Raw genomic sequence first — 16,427 nt, 5'->3', positions numbered from 1 at the left:
TATCCTCGCCATGTTAAGGTGAGGAATAAGGGGAGGGGGATCTGCCATGGAACAAGACCATGGCAGATCCACTTTTCGAGGAGTTGATTATGGAAGTCCTGCTTTGTCCATCATGCCAGGCTGAACTGGATACCCGCAGCAAGGAGCAAACCTGTGGCCAGTGTCAGGTCAATGTCCGCGTCACGGCCATCTGCCCCACCTGCCAGCAGGAGCTGGAGCGTCTCAAGGCGTGCGGCGCGGTGGATTACTTCTGCAACCACTGCAACTCGCTGATCTCCAAGCGGTCGGTACAGTTCAAGGCGGCACTGGTGTAAGACAGTATTCAGGTGAGAAAGAAGATAAAAAAACCCGGCGAATGCCGGGTTTATGCTGTGTGCTCTGCAATAAGCAGGGTATAGGATCGATTTCTGCGCCACAGGTTGCGCTTGATGTCATTAAGCTTGAGTTTGCGTCTGGGGCTCCAGCTGCACTTCGCTTTTCTGACCAGACTGATTTTTCTACGTTTTTGCATCTTGGTCTCCTCCCAACTCAGGTGGCCATCCCGGCCTTGGGTCATTGATGGAGCCCATCCGAAATTGCTGTTATTTAATCTCTCAACATAATGAAAACAATGCGATTTCGGATAGGCTCCGATGTGAATCGATGGTAACAGAGAAGTTTGCGTGAAAACAGCCGAATAATGGCTGGTTAGCGCATGGTGATCTGATTGACCACTTCGGCGATGGCGGTGGGGCGCTCGGCCAGCTCGGGCTCGCTGTCGTTGTCGAGACTCTCCCGCTGATGTGCCTTCTGCTGCTCGTTGTCGAGCCAGAGCAGACTCTGGTAATACTGCCGCACGTTGTTGACATAGTTGCGCGCCTCGCTGCCACGGGCATAGCCGTAACGTACCTTGCGGTGCCAGCGCGCCTGTTGCAGCAGCGGCAGCACCTCTTTCACGTCGCTCCAGGCGTCGGGATTCTTGCCGAGCTCTTTAGTCAGGCGGCGGGCGTCCATCATGTGGCCGTAACCTATGTTGTAGGCGGTGAGGGCAAACCACACCTTCTCGTCATCGGGCACCGAATCCGGCACCTTCTCCATCATCTGTTGCAGATAGAGGGAGCCACCTTTGATGCTCTCTTCCGGATGAAGCCGGTCGTTGACTCCCATCGCCTTGGCGGTGGGCTCGGTCAGCATCATCATGCCGCGCACGCCGGTGTAGGAGCGGGCCTGCGGGTCCCAGTGGGACTCCTGATAGCTGATGGCGGCGAGCAGACGCCAGTCGATATTCTTGGCGTGAGTCTGGAACAGCGGCTGGTACTTGGGCAGCAGACTCTTGGCGCGCTTGAGGAAGGTGCGGGTATCGACAAAGTCGAAGTTCTGCACGTGGCCGAAGTACTTCTCGTCCAGCTTTGCGATGGCACCATCCATAAATCGCTGACCGAAAAAGTCGATGACGCTGGCGTAGAGGCTGTCATCGGGCAGCTTGCTCATGGCCCAGGCAACAGTCTGCTTCTGGGCCAGGGTCAGCCCCTCGGTGAGCTCGGGGTAGTAGCGCTGACTGCGTGCCAGTACGGTATCCTGCACCACCGTGTAGTCAATCTTGCCATCCACCACCTGCTTGAGCAGCTCCTCCACATCGGCGTTGTGGCTGGTGCTCCAGGCTAGTTTCGGATTCTCTTTGCTCATCTCTTTGAGTAGGTCTTCCCCGGTGGAGCCTGCGGCCACCATCAGCTTGCCTTTTATGTCGTTCAACGAGGCCGGCTTGGGCTTGCCGTTACGGTAGACCAGCTTGGGGGAGACCTGGTAGAAGCCCGGACCGAAGCGAAACAGCTCGCGACGTTCCGGTGTGACCATGATGGCGGCTGCCGCCAGATCGACTTTGCCCTTTTTCAGCAGTGTAACCAGTTCGTCAGTGGTGTTGACCGGGATGATGGTGAGTGTCACCCCCAGCCAGTCGGCATAATTTTGTGCCAGCTCGTAATCGAACCCCTGGGCGAGGTCGTCACGCTGGTAATAAGAGGTGGGACCATAGATGGTGCCAACCCGGATCTCGCCTCGCTGGCGGATCTGCTCCAGCTGGCTGGAGGGGCTATAGAAGTCGCAGCCAACCAGCGTCAGCGTCAACAACAGCCCGATAAACAGTCGAAAAATGCAGCGCAAGTAGGTGAGTACCTTTGTTGAAAAAATCGGCATTTGTCAAAAAAGAGGCACCTTTATACCAGAGAGTGTGCGCAGAGTCACACTGCTCGAAGTGAGAAAAACGTTTGTCCGCTGTGAGCCAGATCCCTATAATACGCGCGTCTCAATTCCCCCCCACTTTAAAACTTGGTGAGAAAGGTCATATGGATATCTTGCGTGGTGCCCCAGCACTGTCTGATTTTCGTGTCCAAAAACTGCTGCAACGCTTCGCACAGATGAGAAACGAGAGTGGAGTAGAGAGCGGAGTAGAGATAGAGGATGTCTATGCCGAGTATGTGCACTTTGCCGAGCTGACAAGCCCCCTCTCTCCCCCCGAGCGAGCGACCTTGGGCCAGCTCTTGCGCTACGGCCCGACCATCCCCGAACACACCCCCAGCGGTCAGCTGTTTCTTGTTACCCCCCGCCCCGGCACTATTTCCCCCTGGTCTTCCAAAGCAACCGACATCGCCCACAACTGCGGCCTGAAACAGGTCAAGCGGCTGGAGCGTGGTATTGCCTATTACCTGACCATCAAGGGGCAGGGTGAGCTGAGTGCCGCCCAGCGTAGCGCCATTGCCGCTGTGCTCCATGATCGGATGATGGAAGTGGTGTTTGCCGAGATGAGCGAAGCTGCCGCCCTGTTTGCTCACCACGAGCCGCGCCCCTTCACCCAGGTGGATGTGCTGGGCGGTGGTCGCGCAGCCCTGGCCGAAGCCAACGTGGCGCTCGGTCTGGCGCTGGCCGACGACGAAATCGACTATCTGGTGGAGAACTTCACCAAGTTGGGTCGCAACCCCAACGACATCGAGCTCTACATGTTCGCCCAGGCGAACTCCGAGCACTGCCGTCACAAGATCTTCAATGCCGACTGGACCATCGATGGCGAGCAGCAGCCCAAGTCGCTATTCAAAATGATCAAGAACACCTTCGAGCAGACGCCGGATCATGTCCTCTCTGCCTATAAAGACAACGCCGCCGTGATGGAAGGGAGCCAGGGTGGCCGCTTCTTCCCGAGCCCGGCCAACGGCGAATACCAGTATCACCAGGAACAGGTTGACATCCTGATGAAGGTGGAGACCCACAACCACCCGACCGCCATCTCCCCGTTCCCGGGCGCAGCTACCGGCTCCGGCGGCGAGATCCGCGACGAGGGTGCAACCGGTCGCGGTGCCAAGCCCAAGGCGGGTCTGGTCGGTTTCTCCGTCTCCAACCTGCGCATTCCCGGCTTCGAGCAGCCCTGGGAGCAGGATTTCGGCAAGCCGAGCCGCATCGTCAGCGCCTTCGACATCATGCAGGAGGGGCCGCTCGGCGGCGCCGCGTTTAACAACGAGTTCGGCCGTCCGGCCATTCTCGGCTACTTCCGTACCTTCGAAGAGGAGGTGCCGAGCCACAACGGCGTCGAGGTGCGTGGCTACCACAAGCCCATCATGCTGGCAGGCGGCATCGGCAACATCCGCACCGAACATGTCCAGAAAGGGGAGATCCCGGTCGGCGCGGCGCTGATCGTGCTGGGCGGCCCGGCGATGAACATCGGTCTGGGCGGTGGTGCCGCATCCTCCATGGCCTCCGGCCAGTCGGCCGAAGATCTCGACTTTGCCTCGGTGCAGCGTGATAACCCAGAGATGGAGCGCCGTTGCCAGGAGGTGATCGATCGCTGCTGGCAGCTGGGTGACGACAACCCTATCGTCTTTATCCACGACGTGGGCGCCGGTGGTCTCTCCAACGCCATGCCGGAGCTGGTCAACGACGGTGAGCGCGGTGGTCGTTTCGATTTGCGCGCCATCCAGAGCGACGAGCCGGGCATGAGCCCGCTAGAGATCTGGTGCAACGAATCCCAGGAGCGTTACGTGCTGGCGGTAGCGCAGGACAAGCTGCCGCTGTTCAAGGTGCTGTGCGAGCGCGAGCGCGCCCCCTATGCCGTGATCGGCACCGCGACCGAAGAGAAGCATCTGACCCTCTCTGATAGCCACTTTGACAACCAGCCCATCGATCTGCCGCTGGACGTGCTGCTCGGCAAGGCGCCCAAGATGCACCGCGACGTGGTGACCCTGCCTGCACAGGGTAAAGCGCTCCAGCTCGATGGCATCACTTTGAGTGACGCGGCCGAGCGGGTTCTGCGTCTGCCGACCGTGGCGGAGAAGTCCTTCCTTATCACCATCGGCGATCGCAGCGTGACTGGCTTGGTCAATCGCGACCAGATGGTTGGCCCCTGGCAGATCCCGGTGGCCGATTGCGCCGTCACCGCTGCCACCTATGACAGCTATCACGGCGAAGCCATGTCCATGGGCGAGCGCACTCCGGTGGCGCTGCTCTCCCACGCCGCCTCCGCTCGCATGGCGGTGGCGGAAGCGCTCACCAACCTGGCGCCGGCTCATATCGGGTCGCTGAAGCGGGTCAAGCTCTCCGCCAACTGGATGGCCGCCGCTGGTCACCCGGGTGAAGATGCCGGTCTCTATGAGGCGGTCAAAGCGGTAGGTGAGGAGCTCTGTCCGGCCCTTGGCATCACCATTCCGGTGGGCAAGGACTCCATGTCCATGAAGACCCGCTGGCAGCAGGATGGCAAGGAGCACAGCGTCACCTCGCCGCTCTCCCTGCTCATCTCCGCCTTTGCCCGGGTCGAGGATGTGCGCAACACCGTCACGCCACAGCTGCGTACCGATCTCGGTGAAACCGACCTTATCCTCGTCGACCTTGGCAATGGCAAGCAGCGCCTCGGCGCCTCGGCACTGGCGCAGGTCTATCGCCAGCTGGGTGACAAGGCGCCGGATCTCGACAATCCGGTCCAGCTCAAAGGCTTCTTCAACGCCATTCAGGCACTGGTGGCTGATCGCAAACTGATCGCCTATCACGACCGCTCCGACGGCGGCCTGTTCGTCACCCTGACCGAGATGGCGTTTGCCGGTCACTGCGGCCTCGACATCCAGCTTGATCGCATCGGTGGCGAGCTGCTGCAGGCGCTGTTCAATGAAGAGCTGGGCGCCGTCATCCAGGTGCGTCGTGAAGACAAAGAGACTGTGATGACCCTGCTGGCCGGTCACGGCCTGGCGGCTTGCTCCCATGTGCTCGGTACCGTGCGCGAAGGGGATCTCATCACCCTGCAGCGGAGCGGTCAGGAGGTCTATCGCGCCAGCCGCACCGCCCTTCGCACCATCTGGGGCGAGACCAGCTGGCAGATGCAGCGCCTGCGCGACAACCCCGAGTGCGCAGATCAGGAGCACGCGGCCCGTCAGGACGCCACCGATCCGGGCTTGCAGGCCAAGCTCAGCTTCAACCCGGCCGAAGATGTGGCCGCACCTTACATTGCCCGTGGGGTCTCCCCCCGTCTGGCCGTGCTGCGCGAGCAGGGTGTCAACTCCCATGTGGAGATGGCGGCGGCGTTCGATCGTGCCGGTTTCGCGGCGGTCGATGTCCATATGAGCGACATTCTTTCCGGTCGCATCAAGCTGGAGGAGTTCCAGACCCTGGTGGCCTGTGGCGGCTTCTCCTACGGTGACGTGCTGGGGGCGGGCGAAGGCTGGGCCAAGTCCATCCTGTTCAACGACAACGCCCGCGAGCAGTTCCAGCGCTTCTTCGAACGCGGCGATACCTTGTCGCTGGGCGTCTGCAACGGTTGCCAGATGATGTCCAACCTGCGGGATCTCATCCCGGGTGCCAATCTCTGGCCGCGCTTTGTGCGCAACCGCTCCGAGCGCTTCGAGGCGCGCTTCAGCCTGGTGGAAGTGCAGGAGTCCCCGTCCGCCTTCTTCGCCGGCATGGCAGGCTCGGTGATGCCCATTGCCGTCTCCCACGGGGAAGGGCGTGTCGAGGTGCGCGATGCCGCTCACCTGAGCGCACTGCAGCAGAGCGGTCTGGTAGGGCTGCGTTTTGTCGACAACCGTGGTAGCGTGACCGAGCAGTACCCGGCCAACCCGAATGGCTCGCCGGATGGTATCACCGCCGTGACCACCACCGATGGACGCGCCACCATCATGATGCCGCACCCGGAGCGGGTGTTCCGCACCGTGGCCAACTCCTGGCACCCCGACAACTGGGGCGAGGACGGCGCCTGGATGCGGATGTTCCGCAACGCCCGGGTTCGTCTGGGTTAATCGCGACTGCGCCAGCGCATAAAAACAGAAACCGGCCAAATTTGGCCGGTTTTTCAATATGGGCTCTGTCGATCAGGTTTGGCCGTGGCCAAGTTCATGAGGGGTAAACTCTCCCCGATCCAGAATACGCAGACAGGCATCGACCACGGCTTCATCCAGCTGGACTCCCCGCATGGCCATGATATGGGTTCGGGCCTGCGCAATCCCCAGGGCAGCACGGTAGGGACGATCCGATGACATGGACTCCACTATATCGGCGACCGTGAGAATGCGCGCTTCCAGCAGGATCTGCTCGCCTTTTAACCCTGATGGATAGCCGGAACCGTCGAGATACTCGTGGTGCTGGTGGATCATCCGGGCTATGGGCCAGGGCAGGGCGATATCCTTGAGCACCAGATAACCCGCTGTCGGATGCTCCTTGACCAGATTGAACTCCTGGGGGGTCAGTTTGCCCGGTTTGGTGAGGATCTCGACAGGGACCTGGATTTTGCCGATATCGTGCACCATGGCGCCCAGATAGAGACCGCGTAGCGGTTTATCACCCAACCCCAGTTCTCGGCCGATGGCCAGCGCCAGGGTAGCGACATGCTTCTGGTGTCCGGCGGTGTAGGGATCGCGTTGTTCCAGCACGGCAGCGATGGCTCCCAGCGCATCCTCTAGGGCCAGCTCCAGTTGGCGGGCATGCATGGCTTTTTCACGCTGGGCGGCAAGATAGGCCTGCTGGGTTCGACGTGCCTGCAGGCCATAGGTCAGGTAGTCGGCCAGTCCGTTGAAGAGATGCACCTCCTCATCGGTGAAGGCTCTGGCCTGCGTGCTGTGAATAAGCAGTCCGCCTGGCACAGTGGCTTGCCACTGCAATGGCAGCAGCAGCCGTCCCCTCAAGGTGGCGGAGTGGTGGACCAGTTCGGTGCCAAGTGCTTCGTTGCGCATCTCTCCTGAACTGATTGCACTGATCAGGGCTGCGTCCCGGGTGAGCCAGTTATCGCTGGCAAACCAGACGGCCTGACCTGCCTGCGCCAGGATCTGTACTCTGTTCTGATCAGCGGTCTGCAGTACGGTCACCAGGGGAAAACGGCCATCGAAAGTGATGGCATCACAGATCTCCTGCAGTAGTGTCTGTTCATCCCCCTGCTTGAGCATGGCATGGTGGGCGCGGGTTATTGCTTCCAGCGTCCAGGTATATTGCTGGAGACGCTCCTGCTGCTGTTTCTGGTCGGTGATATCTTCGAAAAAGACAGCGACACCGATCACCTTGCCCAGCTCATCGTACAGGGGAAACTTGGTGGTACTGAGCCAGCGGTCTTCACCCCCTTTCAGATAGGGTTCTTCGTGATGCCGGGTTGTGCCGCTGGCCATGACCTGGAGATCGTCATCCCGGTAGCGTTGGGCCAGCTCGGCCGGGAAAAAATCGGCATCGCACTTGCCAACCAGTTCGGCCGGGGTGAGGGCCAGATCGTCGGCCAGCAGTCGGTTGCAGGCGATGAAGTGTGAACGGGTATCTTTCAACAGGACGCGATAGGGCAGCTGTTCCATCACCTGATGGAGCAGGGCTGCGGTGGGGTGAGAGCTGACGCCCGGTGGCTGAATGGATGGCGGTAGATCTTTTAACATCATCTTGGTGCAACCAGAGTCAGGTGGTAGTAAAGCGGTAGCCCGCTTGCCAGACGGCGAAACAGGCATCGACCACCTGTTCGTCGTAATGCACACCGGCATAGCGCGTCAGCTCGGCGAACGCATCGGTGAGAGAGAGGGCGCGCCGGAACGGACGGTGGGCCGTCATGGCGGCCAGGGAGTCGGCGACCCGTATAATCCTCGCCTCCAGCGAGATCGCATCCCCCTGTAGCCCTTGTGGGTAGCCGCTACCATCGAGATTTTCATGGTGCTGCATCACTATGGTGGTGATGGGCCAGGGGAAGTCAATCTGTTGCAGGATCTCGCGGCCAGTGTCCGGATGCTGTTTGATCAGTTCGAACTCAACCGGCCTCAGTTCCCGCGGGCGTGTGAGGATCTCCGCCGGGATCTGCAGCAGGCCGATGTTATGCACCATGGCCGCAAGACCCAATCCATCCAGCTGCTCTTGCGGCAGTTGCAGCTGTTGACCTATAGCCAGCGCGAGATCATGCACGCGCCGTTCGTGTCCTGCCGTGACCGGATCTTTGTGGGCAATCGCGGAGGAGAGGGCCGCGATGGTCTGAAACAGCAGGGTGCGCTGGCGCTGCTCGCTTTCCTTGATATGGGTGATGTCGACCAGTGCCCCTATGATTCCGGCCACCTCGCCCTGATGGTCATAGAAGAGATCCTTGAAGTTGAACACCTGGTAGCGGTGGCCGCTGCGATCAAACAGCGTGTGTTCAAAATATTGCGGCTGCCTGCTGCGCAGCACCTCCATGTCCCTTTGGGTATATTCGTCCGCCATCTCCGGGGGCAGGATTTCGTCCACCCGCTTCCCCTGCAGCTCGGCCTTGCTGATCCCGGTGACCTGGGTAAAGGCCGGGTTGCAGCTGAGAAAGCGCCCTTCGACATCCTTGTAGAACACCGGGATGGGAATGGCCTTGAGCAGGGATTCGTTGAGGCGCTGCATGTCGACCAGCTCGGCCTGCTGGCGCCTGGCGAGCTGTTCGCTGTCCTTGCACAACTGGATGGCGCGCGCCAGATTACCGAGCACCGGGCTGAACAGATGGCAGACCGGCACTGTGTGCTGCTGGGGTTGGGGGGCCAGCAGCAAGATGAGATATCCCCCGTCAACCCTAAGCCGATAGGCAAAGTGGTACGGTCGGCCACCGGGGAGAGGCAAGGTCGTTTGCAGCGCACATTGGTCACCTTCAACAATCCAGGCAGGCAAGGAGAGCAGCGAGCCACTGTGCCGGGATAGCTGATCATCACCAATGACCTTGAGCAGCTCATATCCTTCCCGTTGCTGCTGCAATACCACACCAACCGGTGTGGCACAGTGAAACATAAAGCGCTGCAACACTTTGGTGAGCAGGGCATCGAGTGTGACCTCCCGACCGATGCAGAGGGCGAGATCGCAGACAATGGCCATGGCGTGATCGTTATTCATTGCTAACCCTCGCTGAGACAGAGGATGGCACCGTTGTGAAAGAGCGGGTAATCCCCCGGCCTTACACTTCCTATCTCGCCAAGAGAGAGGGCCCCGACCAGCTCGTGGGCTCCGCTGTGGCTAAAGAGGGTCTCCAGCTCCAGGGTGCTCTGTTCGCCGAAGTGCTGCTGACGGCCGGCGCAGTAATAGATCTCGAGGCGCTCGGGTGTACCGTGCCGGCCGAGCTTTTCGGCCAGTTCGACAGCGTGCTCTGTGGGGCTTTCCGGGGCTTTCAGCAGTGTGAGAATACTGTGGTCAGGCACCTCTCCGACGCAGAGCAGGGCACCGTCGTCGGTAACGGCGACCGGGATCCGCACGATCACATCGCCATTGGCTCGCAGCAACCCCAAGGGCAAATGTACACCGTACCGATAGAACTGCTCTGGTGTGAGGTTTTGCTGGAACTGTTGCCGGATCAGGGATTGATAGCGGCTAAAAGCCGGCTCCCAGTCGATAAAGGAGATCTTGTTGCCTTCACTGCTGGTGGCGAGCATGGGCTGGGCAGTGAGTTGATAGCCGTGCTCCAGCAAGGGGGGACTGTGGGGGGAGAGCAGTGCACAGCTGACCCCATGCCCCAGCAATCTCTGGGTGTCAAACAGGCAGGGCATGGCTGTGAACTGGCCGCTACCTGCATTGACACCCGCATAGTTGACCCTGTCCGCCAGCCTTAGATAGATCCCCTCGAGCAGGGTTGCAATATTGGGGAGCATGGCGTCAAAGGTGAGAAAGAGGGTGGGAACCTTCTCGGTGTCCGGCCATTCTGCCAGTCGGGACGCCAACTGCTCGCAGATGATATCGGCCAGTGTATCGGCACTGGCTGTAGGGGAGAGCGAGAGCAGCAGAGGATTGTGGGATGCTGGTCGGGGCAACAGCCAAGCCCCCCTTTCGTGGAAACCGTGCCGACTGACAAGGCGTGGAAAGATGGCGCCGCAGAGTTGAATGTTGAGGCGCTGACACTGCTGCTGCAGATCGGCAACGCGTGCGGCATCCCGCTCGGCTAGCAACACATCGAGTCGTTGCCCCTCATAGGGAAGCAATGCATCGGCCAGTGGATGCGCATCAAATTGATGAAAAGTAGGCTGCATCATCGCTCGGAACTCCATTCCTGCCAGTCATCAATATATCAGCAAGGGGGTTGGATGAATACCGGACGAGACCAACGGCTGCACGGGGTGTGAGATGCCAACACAAAAGGGTCTCTGCCAGCAGGCAATCCACATAAAAAAGAAACCGGCCACATGGGCCGGTTTTGAAGGGAAATGAGCCGGGTTACTGCAACACCACCTGCTGGAACCCTTGTACCAGACTGATGACCGGCTGGGGATAGAGCCCCAGCAACACCACCAGCGCTGCAGAGAGCAGCACCACCACACCACCGGAGGAGAGCGCCCAGTCGGCGCTGGCATCGCGCTGCTGCATGCCCGGTTCGCGCAGATAGAGGGTCACCATCACCTTGAGGTAGTAGTAGAGACCCAGTGCGCTGCCGAGCACGATGGCACCGGAGAGCCACCAGAGCTGCGCCTCGACGGTGACGCCGATGAGGTAGAACTTGCCGATAAAGCCGAGGGTCATCGGGATGCCCGCGAGTGACAACATCATCACCGTCAGCACTGCTGTGAGGTAAGGACGCTTCCAGAACAGACCGCGATAGCTGTGCAGGGAGTCGGCATCCTTGCCGCGATAGGGGCTCGACATCATGCTGACGACGCCAAAGGCGCCGAGGCTGGTGAACAGATACATCAGCAGGTAGACCCCGGCTGCTTCCACCGGCATCTGGCCGAATCGGCTCGCCACGATTACCGCCAGCAGGTAACCGAAGTGGGAGATGGAGGAGTAACCCAGCATCCGTTTGACGTTGGTCTGCACCAGGGCCAGCAGGTTGCCGACCAGGATGGAGATGACCGCCATGGCTGCCAGCAGCCAGTGGATCATGGGATCGCTCGCCGCCGGTACCGCCAGATAGAAGCGCAGCAGCACGGCAAAGACCGCCACCTTGCTGACGGTGGCGAGGAAGGTGGCGACCGGTGCCGGGGCACCTTCGTAGACATCCGGGGTCCAGAGGTGGAAGGGGGCCAGGGAGAGTTTAAAGGCAAAGCCGACCAGCATTAACCCCAAACCGCCCATCAGCAGCGGGTGGTGAGCCGGGCTCTCGGCCAGGGTCTGCCCCAGGGCGGCAAAGCTCAGGCTGCCAGCCTGCGCGTAGAGCAGCGCCATGCCAAACAACAGGAAGGCGGTGGCGGCGGCAGAGAGCACCATGTATTTCACCGCGGCTTCCAGCGAGTGGCGCTCGCGGTAGGCGTAACCCACCAGACCGAACATCGGCAGGGTCAGCATCTCGATCCCGATAAAGAGAGAGGCGAGGTGACGGGAGCAGGCCAGCACCAGACCACCGGCAGTGGCGATCAGCAGCAGCAGGAAGAACTCCTCCCGGTTGTCCGGGTAGGCTTTCAGCCACGATTGACCGAAGGTGCAGGTGGCCAGGGCGCCGATGAGCACCAGTCCCATGTAGAAGACGGCGTAACTGTCCACTTGCAGCAGCGGGGTGACCCCCTGATCCCCTTGCGCCATCACGATGGGCAGCGAGAACAGAGCAAGGTTGAGGCCAACAATGGTCACGGTAAAGGCGGTGGTGACACAGCGGCGCCAGGCGATGGCCAGCATCAGGGCCGCCATGGCCCCGGTGGTCAACAGCAGGGGAAGCAGTGCCAGCAGTTGGGAAGCGGAGAAAGTCATTGCAGGGCTCCAGCAGTCGGCAGCAGATACCAGTGCAGCACGTTGATAAGGCTGCTGCTGGCGGTGTCAATCACGGGTTGGGGATAGAGGCCAAGCAGAACCAGCAGGCCCGCGATCACCATCATCATGGTCAGCTCGCGGCGATCCAGCCCCTTGAGCATGCTCTCATCCTTGGCGGGGCCAAAGCAGGCGCGCTGCAACATGATGAGGGAGTAGACCGAGGCCAGTACCAGACCGAAGGTGGCGACCGCCGTGATGACAGGGGCAACCTGGAAGCTGCCGACCAGGATCAGGAACTCGCCGACAAAGTTGCCGGTGCCCGGCATGCCGAGCGACGCTACCGAGAAGAAGAGCATCACACCGGGCAGATAGCGCAGACGCCCCCACAGGCCGCCCATCTGGCGCAGATCCCGGGTGTGCAACCGCTCGTAGAGCTGACCGCAGAGGATAAAGAGGCCGGCAGCGGAGAGACCGTGGGCGATCATCTGCACCACCGCACCCTGCAGGGCCAGCTCGCTACCCGAGTAGATAGCGATCATCACAAAGCCCATGTGGGAGATGCTGGTGTAGGCTACCAGCCGTTTGATGTCGGTCTGGGCAAAGGCCACGATGGCACCGTAGACGATCCCGATCAGGCCAAGCACCATGGCGTAGGGAGCAAATTCTGCGGACGCTTCGGGGAAGAGCGGCAAGGCAAAGCGCAGCAGACCGTAGGCGGCGGTTTTGAGCAAAATACCGGCGAGATCCACCGAACCTGCGGTCGGCGCCTGACTGTGGGCATCCGGCAGCCAGCCGTGCAGCGGTACCAGCGGCATCTTGACCGCGAAGGCGATAAAGAATCCCAGCATCAGCAGCCACTGAACGCCCTTGCTCATCGGGGTATTGAGCAGCTCCAGATAGTTGAAGGTGAAGACTCCGGTGGCATGCTGGTGGGTCAGCACCAGCCCGATGATGGCCACCAGCATGATAAGGCCGCTCACCTGGGTGTAGATGAAGAACTTGGTTGCTGCGTTGATCCGTGATTTGCCGTCAGTGACCGAATGGCCCCAGAGCGCAATCAGGAAGTACATGGGGACCAGCATCATCTCCCAGAAGAAGAAGAAGAGGAACAGGTCCAGCGCCATAAAGACCCCGAGCACGCCGCCCAGGATCCAGAGCAGGTTGAGGTGGAAGAAGCCGATGCGTTGCACGATCTCTTTCCACGAACAGAGGATGGCCAGCACCCCGATAAAGCAGGTGAGGATCACCATCAAGAGCGACAGGCCATCCACCGCCAGATGCAAAGAGATGCCAAAGCGGGGGATCCACGGCAGGCGCCACTCGGCGGCCCAGGCGGAGGCAGCACCGGTGACGCCCGCGCTGTCGAGACCCGTGGTGGCAAGGGAGAAGTCACCACTTAGCCAGATGGCACAGGAGAGCAGCAGGCTGGCGCTCATGGAGAGCAGGGCTACCCAGCGGACAAACTGCCCGCCGAGACGCTCCATCTGCCAGCAGAGCAAGCCACCGATAAAAGGAATTAGCAAGATCCAGAGTAAAGTCACGGTATCAGCTCTCGTTCAAGTTCATATGAGATTGCGCTCCCTGTTCCATCAGGGAGAGCAAACAGCCTGGCTGTATGATTGTCCGGTTGTTCATCGCGTTACCCCAGCAGCAACAGCGCCAGCACCAGCACGGCGCTGATCCCCATGGAGGCGGCATACCAGCGCAACTTGCCGGTCACGGTCCAGGCCAGCAGCTGGTTGCCACGCAGGGCAAGCCAGGCGGGCAGGCCCATCATCCAGTCCAGCGGATCCTGCCCGACCAGACGGGTCGCCAGCAGATAGGGCTTGACCCACAGCTGGTCATAGAGCCAGTCAAAGCCCCAGGCGTTGAACCAGAGGGTGCTGAGCAGGCGGCCCGGCGCGCTGTTGGCAATGGAGGTGGCCAGACGGCGCTCACCGAGGAACAGAAACGCGGCCAGTGCAATGCCTGCGATGGCGATGATGCCAGAGGCTACCTCCAGTGCATGGCGACCCTCTTCGATATGGTCTCCCGGGCCTGCGGGCAGTACACCTGCCAGTGGCGGGGTGATCAGCGCGCCTATGCCGGTGGAGAGCACCAGCAATACCAGCAGCGGCAGATGGTGAGCCAGACCGTGGCCCGCATGGGCTTTGGTCTGCTCTTTGCCATGGAAGGCGATAAAGATCAGCCGGAAGGTATAAAGCGACGTGAGGAATGCCCCCGCCAGACCTGCCCACAGCAGCGTGCTTTGGCCAGAGGCTTCTACTTGCCACAGGATAGCGTCCTTACTGTAGAAACCGGAAGTGACCAGCGGCAACGCCGCCAGCGCCGAGCCCCCCACCAGGAAGCAGGCGTAGACCAGCGGCAAACTCTTGCGCAGGCCACCCATCTTGAAGATGTTCTGCTCATGGTGGCAGGCAACGATCACGGCACCGGCGGAGAGGAACAGCAGCGCCTTGAAGAAGGCGTGGGTCATCAGGTGGAAGATGGCCCCTTCCCATGCGCCGACCCCCAGTGCCAGAAACATGTAGCCAATCTGGCTCATGGTGGAGTAGGCGAGGATCCGCTTGATATCGGTCTGAACCAGTGCGGCAAAGCCTGCCAGCACTAGGGTGATGGCGCCAACCAGCCCGACCAGATGCAGCACCTCAGGCGCCAGCAGGAACAGGCCGTGGGTACGGGCAATCAGGTAGACACCGGCGGTCACCATGGTGGCGGCGTGGATCAGTGCGGAGACAGGGGTCGGGCCTGCCATCGCATCCGCCAGCCAGGTTTGCAGCGGCAGCTGGGCTGATTTGCCGACCGCGCCGCCCAGGAGCATCAGGCAGGCCAGCGACAGGGCAGGGGAGCCCTCGGCAAACAGGGTCGGGGCACGAACCAGCAGCTCGTGGATATTGAGGGTGCCTAGTTCCCGATAGAGGATAAACAGGCCGATGGCGAGGAAGACATCACCCACCCGGGTCACGACAAATGCCTTGAGGGCCGCCGCTCCGTTCTTGCGATCCTTGTAGTAGAAGCCGATCAGCAGATAGCTGCACAGCCCTACCCCTTCCCAGCCGAGGTAGACAAACAGCAGGTCATCGGCCAGCACCAGAAACAGCATGCTGGCGATAAAGAGGTTGGTGTAGGTGAAGAAGCGGGAGTAACCCTCTTCCCCACGCATATACCAGGAGGCGAACAGGTGGATAAAGAAACCCACACCGGTCACCACCCCCAGCATGGTCAGCGACAGGCCATCCAGTGCCAGCGAGAAGCTCGGGGTAAAGTTGCCCACCGCCATCCATTGCCACAGGCGCTGGATATAGACGCCCCCCTCGGGCGGGTTGCCCAGAAAGTCGATGCCGACCCACAGGGTAGTGAGGGCCGACAGGCCAATGGAGCCCACCCCGATCAGCGCCGAGGTACGCTCGCCAAACCGGCCGAGGGAGAAGGCCAGCACCAGCCATCCCAGCAGCGGAAATAGAAAAGTCAGATATAAGAGGCTCATCCGCGCATCTCGCTCACAGTGTCCACGTTCAGGGTGTGGTAACGACGATAGAGCAGCAGTAACAGGGCAAGGCCGATACTTGCCTCCGCTGCCGCCAGAGAAATCACCAGGATATACATGATCTGGCCATCGGCCTGGGCCCAGCGGCTACCCGCCACCACAAACGCCAGTGCCGAGGCATTCATCATGATTTCGATACTCATCAGGATATAGAGCAGGTTGCGGCGGATCAGCAGACCGCACAAGCCGATGCAGAAGAGCACCGCGGCCAGCAGGAGGCCGTGCTCCATAGGGATTCCATTCATTGCTGACCTCCTTCTTGTGCAGAGCGGGATGCTGTGCGGGGGACCGAGAGCACTTCACCGCTCTTCTCTTCCCGACCCAGGTGATAGGCGGTTACCAGACCCGCCAGCAGCAGGATGGAGGCAAGCTCCACCGCCAGCACATAGGGGCCAAAGAGCTCGACACCCACCTGCTTGGCGGTCACCTCGGTCACTCCGATCAGGCCGCCGGTCACCCCGAGAATGCCGTGGGCCAGAAAGCCCAGCAGGATCAGCGAGAGCAGGGCTGGGCCCCCCCAGGTCATGGGGGTGAGCCACTTTTTCTCCTGCGCCTGGGCACTCCCCAGGTTCAGCATCATCACCACGAACACGAACAGCACCATGATGGCGCCGGCGTAGACGATCACCTGCAGGGCACCCGCAAAGGCGGCACCCAGGCAGAAGAAGATCATGGCCACGGCGATGAGGGAGATGATGAGATTGAGCAGCGCATGCATGGGATTGCTGGTGCTGATCACCCGCAGCGTGCTGTAAATGGCCACCAGGGCCGAGGCATAAAATGCCAGTTCCATGATTGACTC

11 protein-coding genes are annotated in these 16,427 nt (G+C 60.8%); 2 read left to right on the top strand and 9 right to left on the bottom strand.

From position 1 onward, the window contains the following. Positions 1 to 89: 89 nt before the first annotated feature. Positions 90 to 314, top strand: a complete 225-nt coding sequence (locus G5137_RS01660) for a zinc ribbon domain-containing protein (RefSeq protein ID WP_058057395.1) — start codon at positions 90 to 92, stop codon at positions 312 to 314. A 373-nt stretch (positions 315 to 687) separates the two neighbouring features. Here the strand turns inward: G5137_RS01660 and mltF are convergent, their stop codons facing one another. Continuing rightward, on the bottom strand, positions 688 to 2,172 hold the full coding sequence (gene mltF / locus G5137_RS01655; RefSeq protein ID WP_421208290.1) for a membrane-bound lytic murein transglycosylase MltF: 1,485 nt from the start codon (positions 2,170 to 2,172) through the stop codon (positions 688 to 690). A gap of 149 nt (positions 2,173 to 2,321) precedes the next feature. Between mltF and purL the strand changes: the two genes are divergently transcribed. After that, positions 2,322 to 6,245: a phosphoribosylformylglycinamidine synthase gene (gene purL, locus G5137_RS01650; RefSeq protein ID WP_421254819.1), complete on the top strand. Its 3,924-nt coding sequence runs from the start codon at positions 2,322 to 2,324 to the stop codon at positions 6,243 to 6,245. 72 nt (positions 6,246 to 6,317) lie between these two features. On the opposite strand, the gene G5137_RS01645 is transcribed toward purL, so the two are convergent. From G5137_RS01645 to nuoJ, 8 genes are all read right to left on the bottom strand, one after another. Further along, entirely contained in the window at positions 6,318 to 7,859 is a 1,542-nt protein-coding gene (locus G5137_RS01645) for an HD domain-containing phosphohydrolase (RefSeq protein ID WP_254203392.1), read from the bottom strand. Positions 7,860 to 7,875: 16 nt separating this feature from the next. After that, complete coding sequence (locus tag G5137_RS01640) at positions 7,876 to 9,306, bottom strand: HD domain-containing phosphohydrolase (RefSeq protein WP_421254818.1); 1,431 nt, start codon at positions 9,304 to 9,306, stop codon at positions 7,876 to 7,878. Between the two features lie 2 nt (positions 9,307 to 9,308). Further along, positions 9,309 to 10,433, bottom strand: a complete 1,125-nt coding sequence (locus G5137_RS01635) for an FIST signal transduction protein (RefSeq protein WP_216962189.1) — start codon at positions 10,431 to 10,433, stop codon at positions 9,309 to 9,311. A 181-nt stretch (positions 10,434 to 10,614) separates the two neighbouring features. Next, positions 10,615 to 12,078, bottom strand: a complete 1,464-nt coding sequence (gene nuoN, locus G5137_RS01630) for an NADH-quinone oxidoreductase subunit NuoN (protein WP_227340747.1) — start codon at positions 12,076 to 12,078, stop codon at positions 10,615 to 10,617. Beyond that, entirely contained in the window at positions 12,075 to 13,619 is a 1,545-nt protein-coding gene (gene nuoM / locus G5137_RS01625) for an NADH-quinone oxidoreductase subunit M (RefSeq protein ID WP_139747386.1), read from the bottom strand. The genes nuoN and nuoM overlap by 4 nt, the downstream gene beginning before the upstream one ends. Positions 13,620 to 13,717: 98 nt before the next feature. After that, entirely contained in the window at positions 13,718 to 15,565 is a 1,848-nt protein-coding gene (gene nuoL, locus G5137_RS01620; RefSeq protein WP_421254817.1) for an NADH-quinone oxidoreductase subunit L, read from the bottom strand. After that, positions 15,562 to 15,870: an NADH-quinone oxidoreductase subunit NuoK gene (nuoK, locus tag G5137_RS01615; RefSeq protein ID WP_005337247.1), complete on the bottom strand. Its 309-nt coding sequence runs from the start codon at positions 15,868 to 15,870 to the stop codon at positions 15,562 to 15,564. The genes nuoL and nuoK overlap by 4 nt, the downstream gene beginning before the upstream one ends. Continuing rightward, the gene (gene nuoJ, locus G5137_RS01610) at positions 15,867 to 16,418 is read right to left on the bottom strand and encodes an NADH-quinone oxidoreductase subunit J (RefSeq protein WP_005359828.1); all 552 of its coding nucleotides are present in this window, start codon (positions 16,416 to 16,418) and stop codon (positions 15,867 to 15,869) included. The genes nuoK and nuoJ overlap by 4 nt, the downstream gene beginning before the upstream one ends. Positions 16,419 to 16,427 lie beyond the last annotated feature (9 nt).

This window comes from Aeromonas sp. 600282 (genome assembly GCF_049175755.1).
GTDB classification, from domain to species: domain Bacteria; phylum Pseudomonadota; class Gammaproteobacteria; order Enterobacterales; family Aeromonadaceae; genus Aeromonas; species Aeromonas veronii_A.
This window is presented reverse-complemented; position numbering and strand designations above follow the sequence as displayed.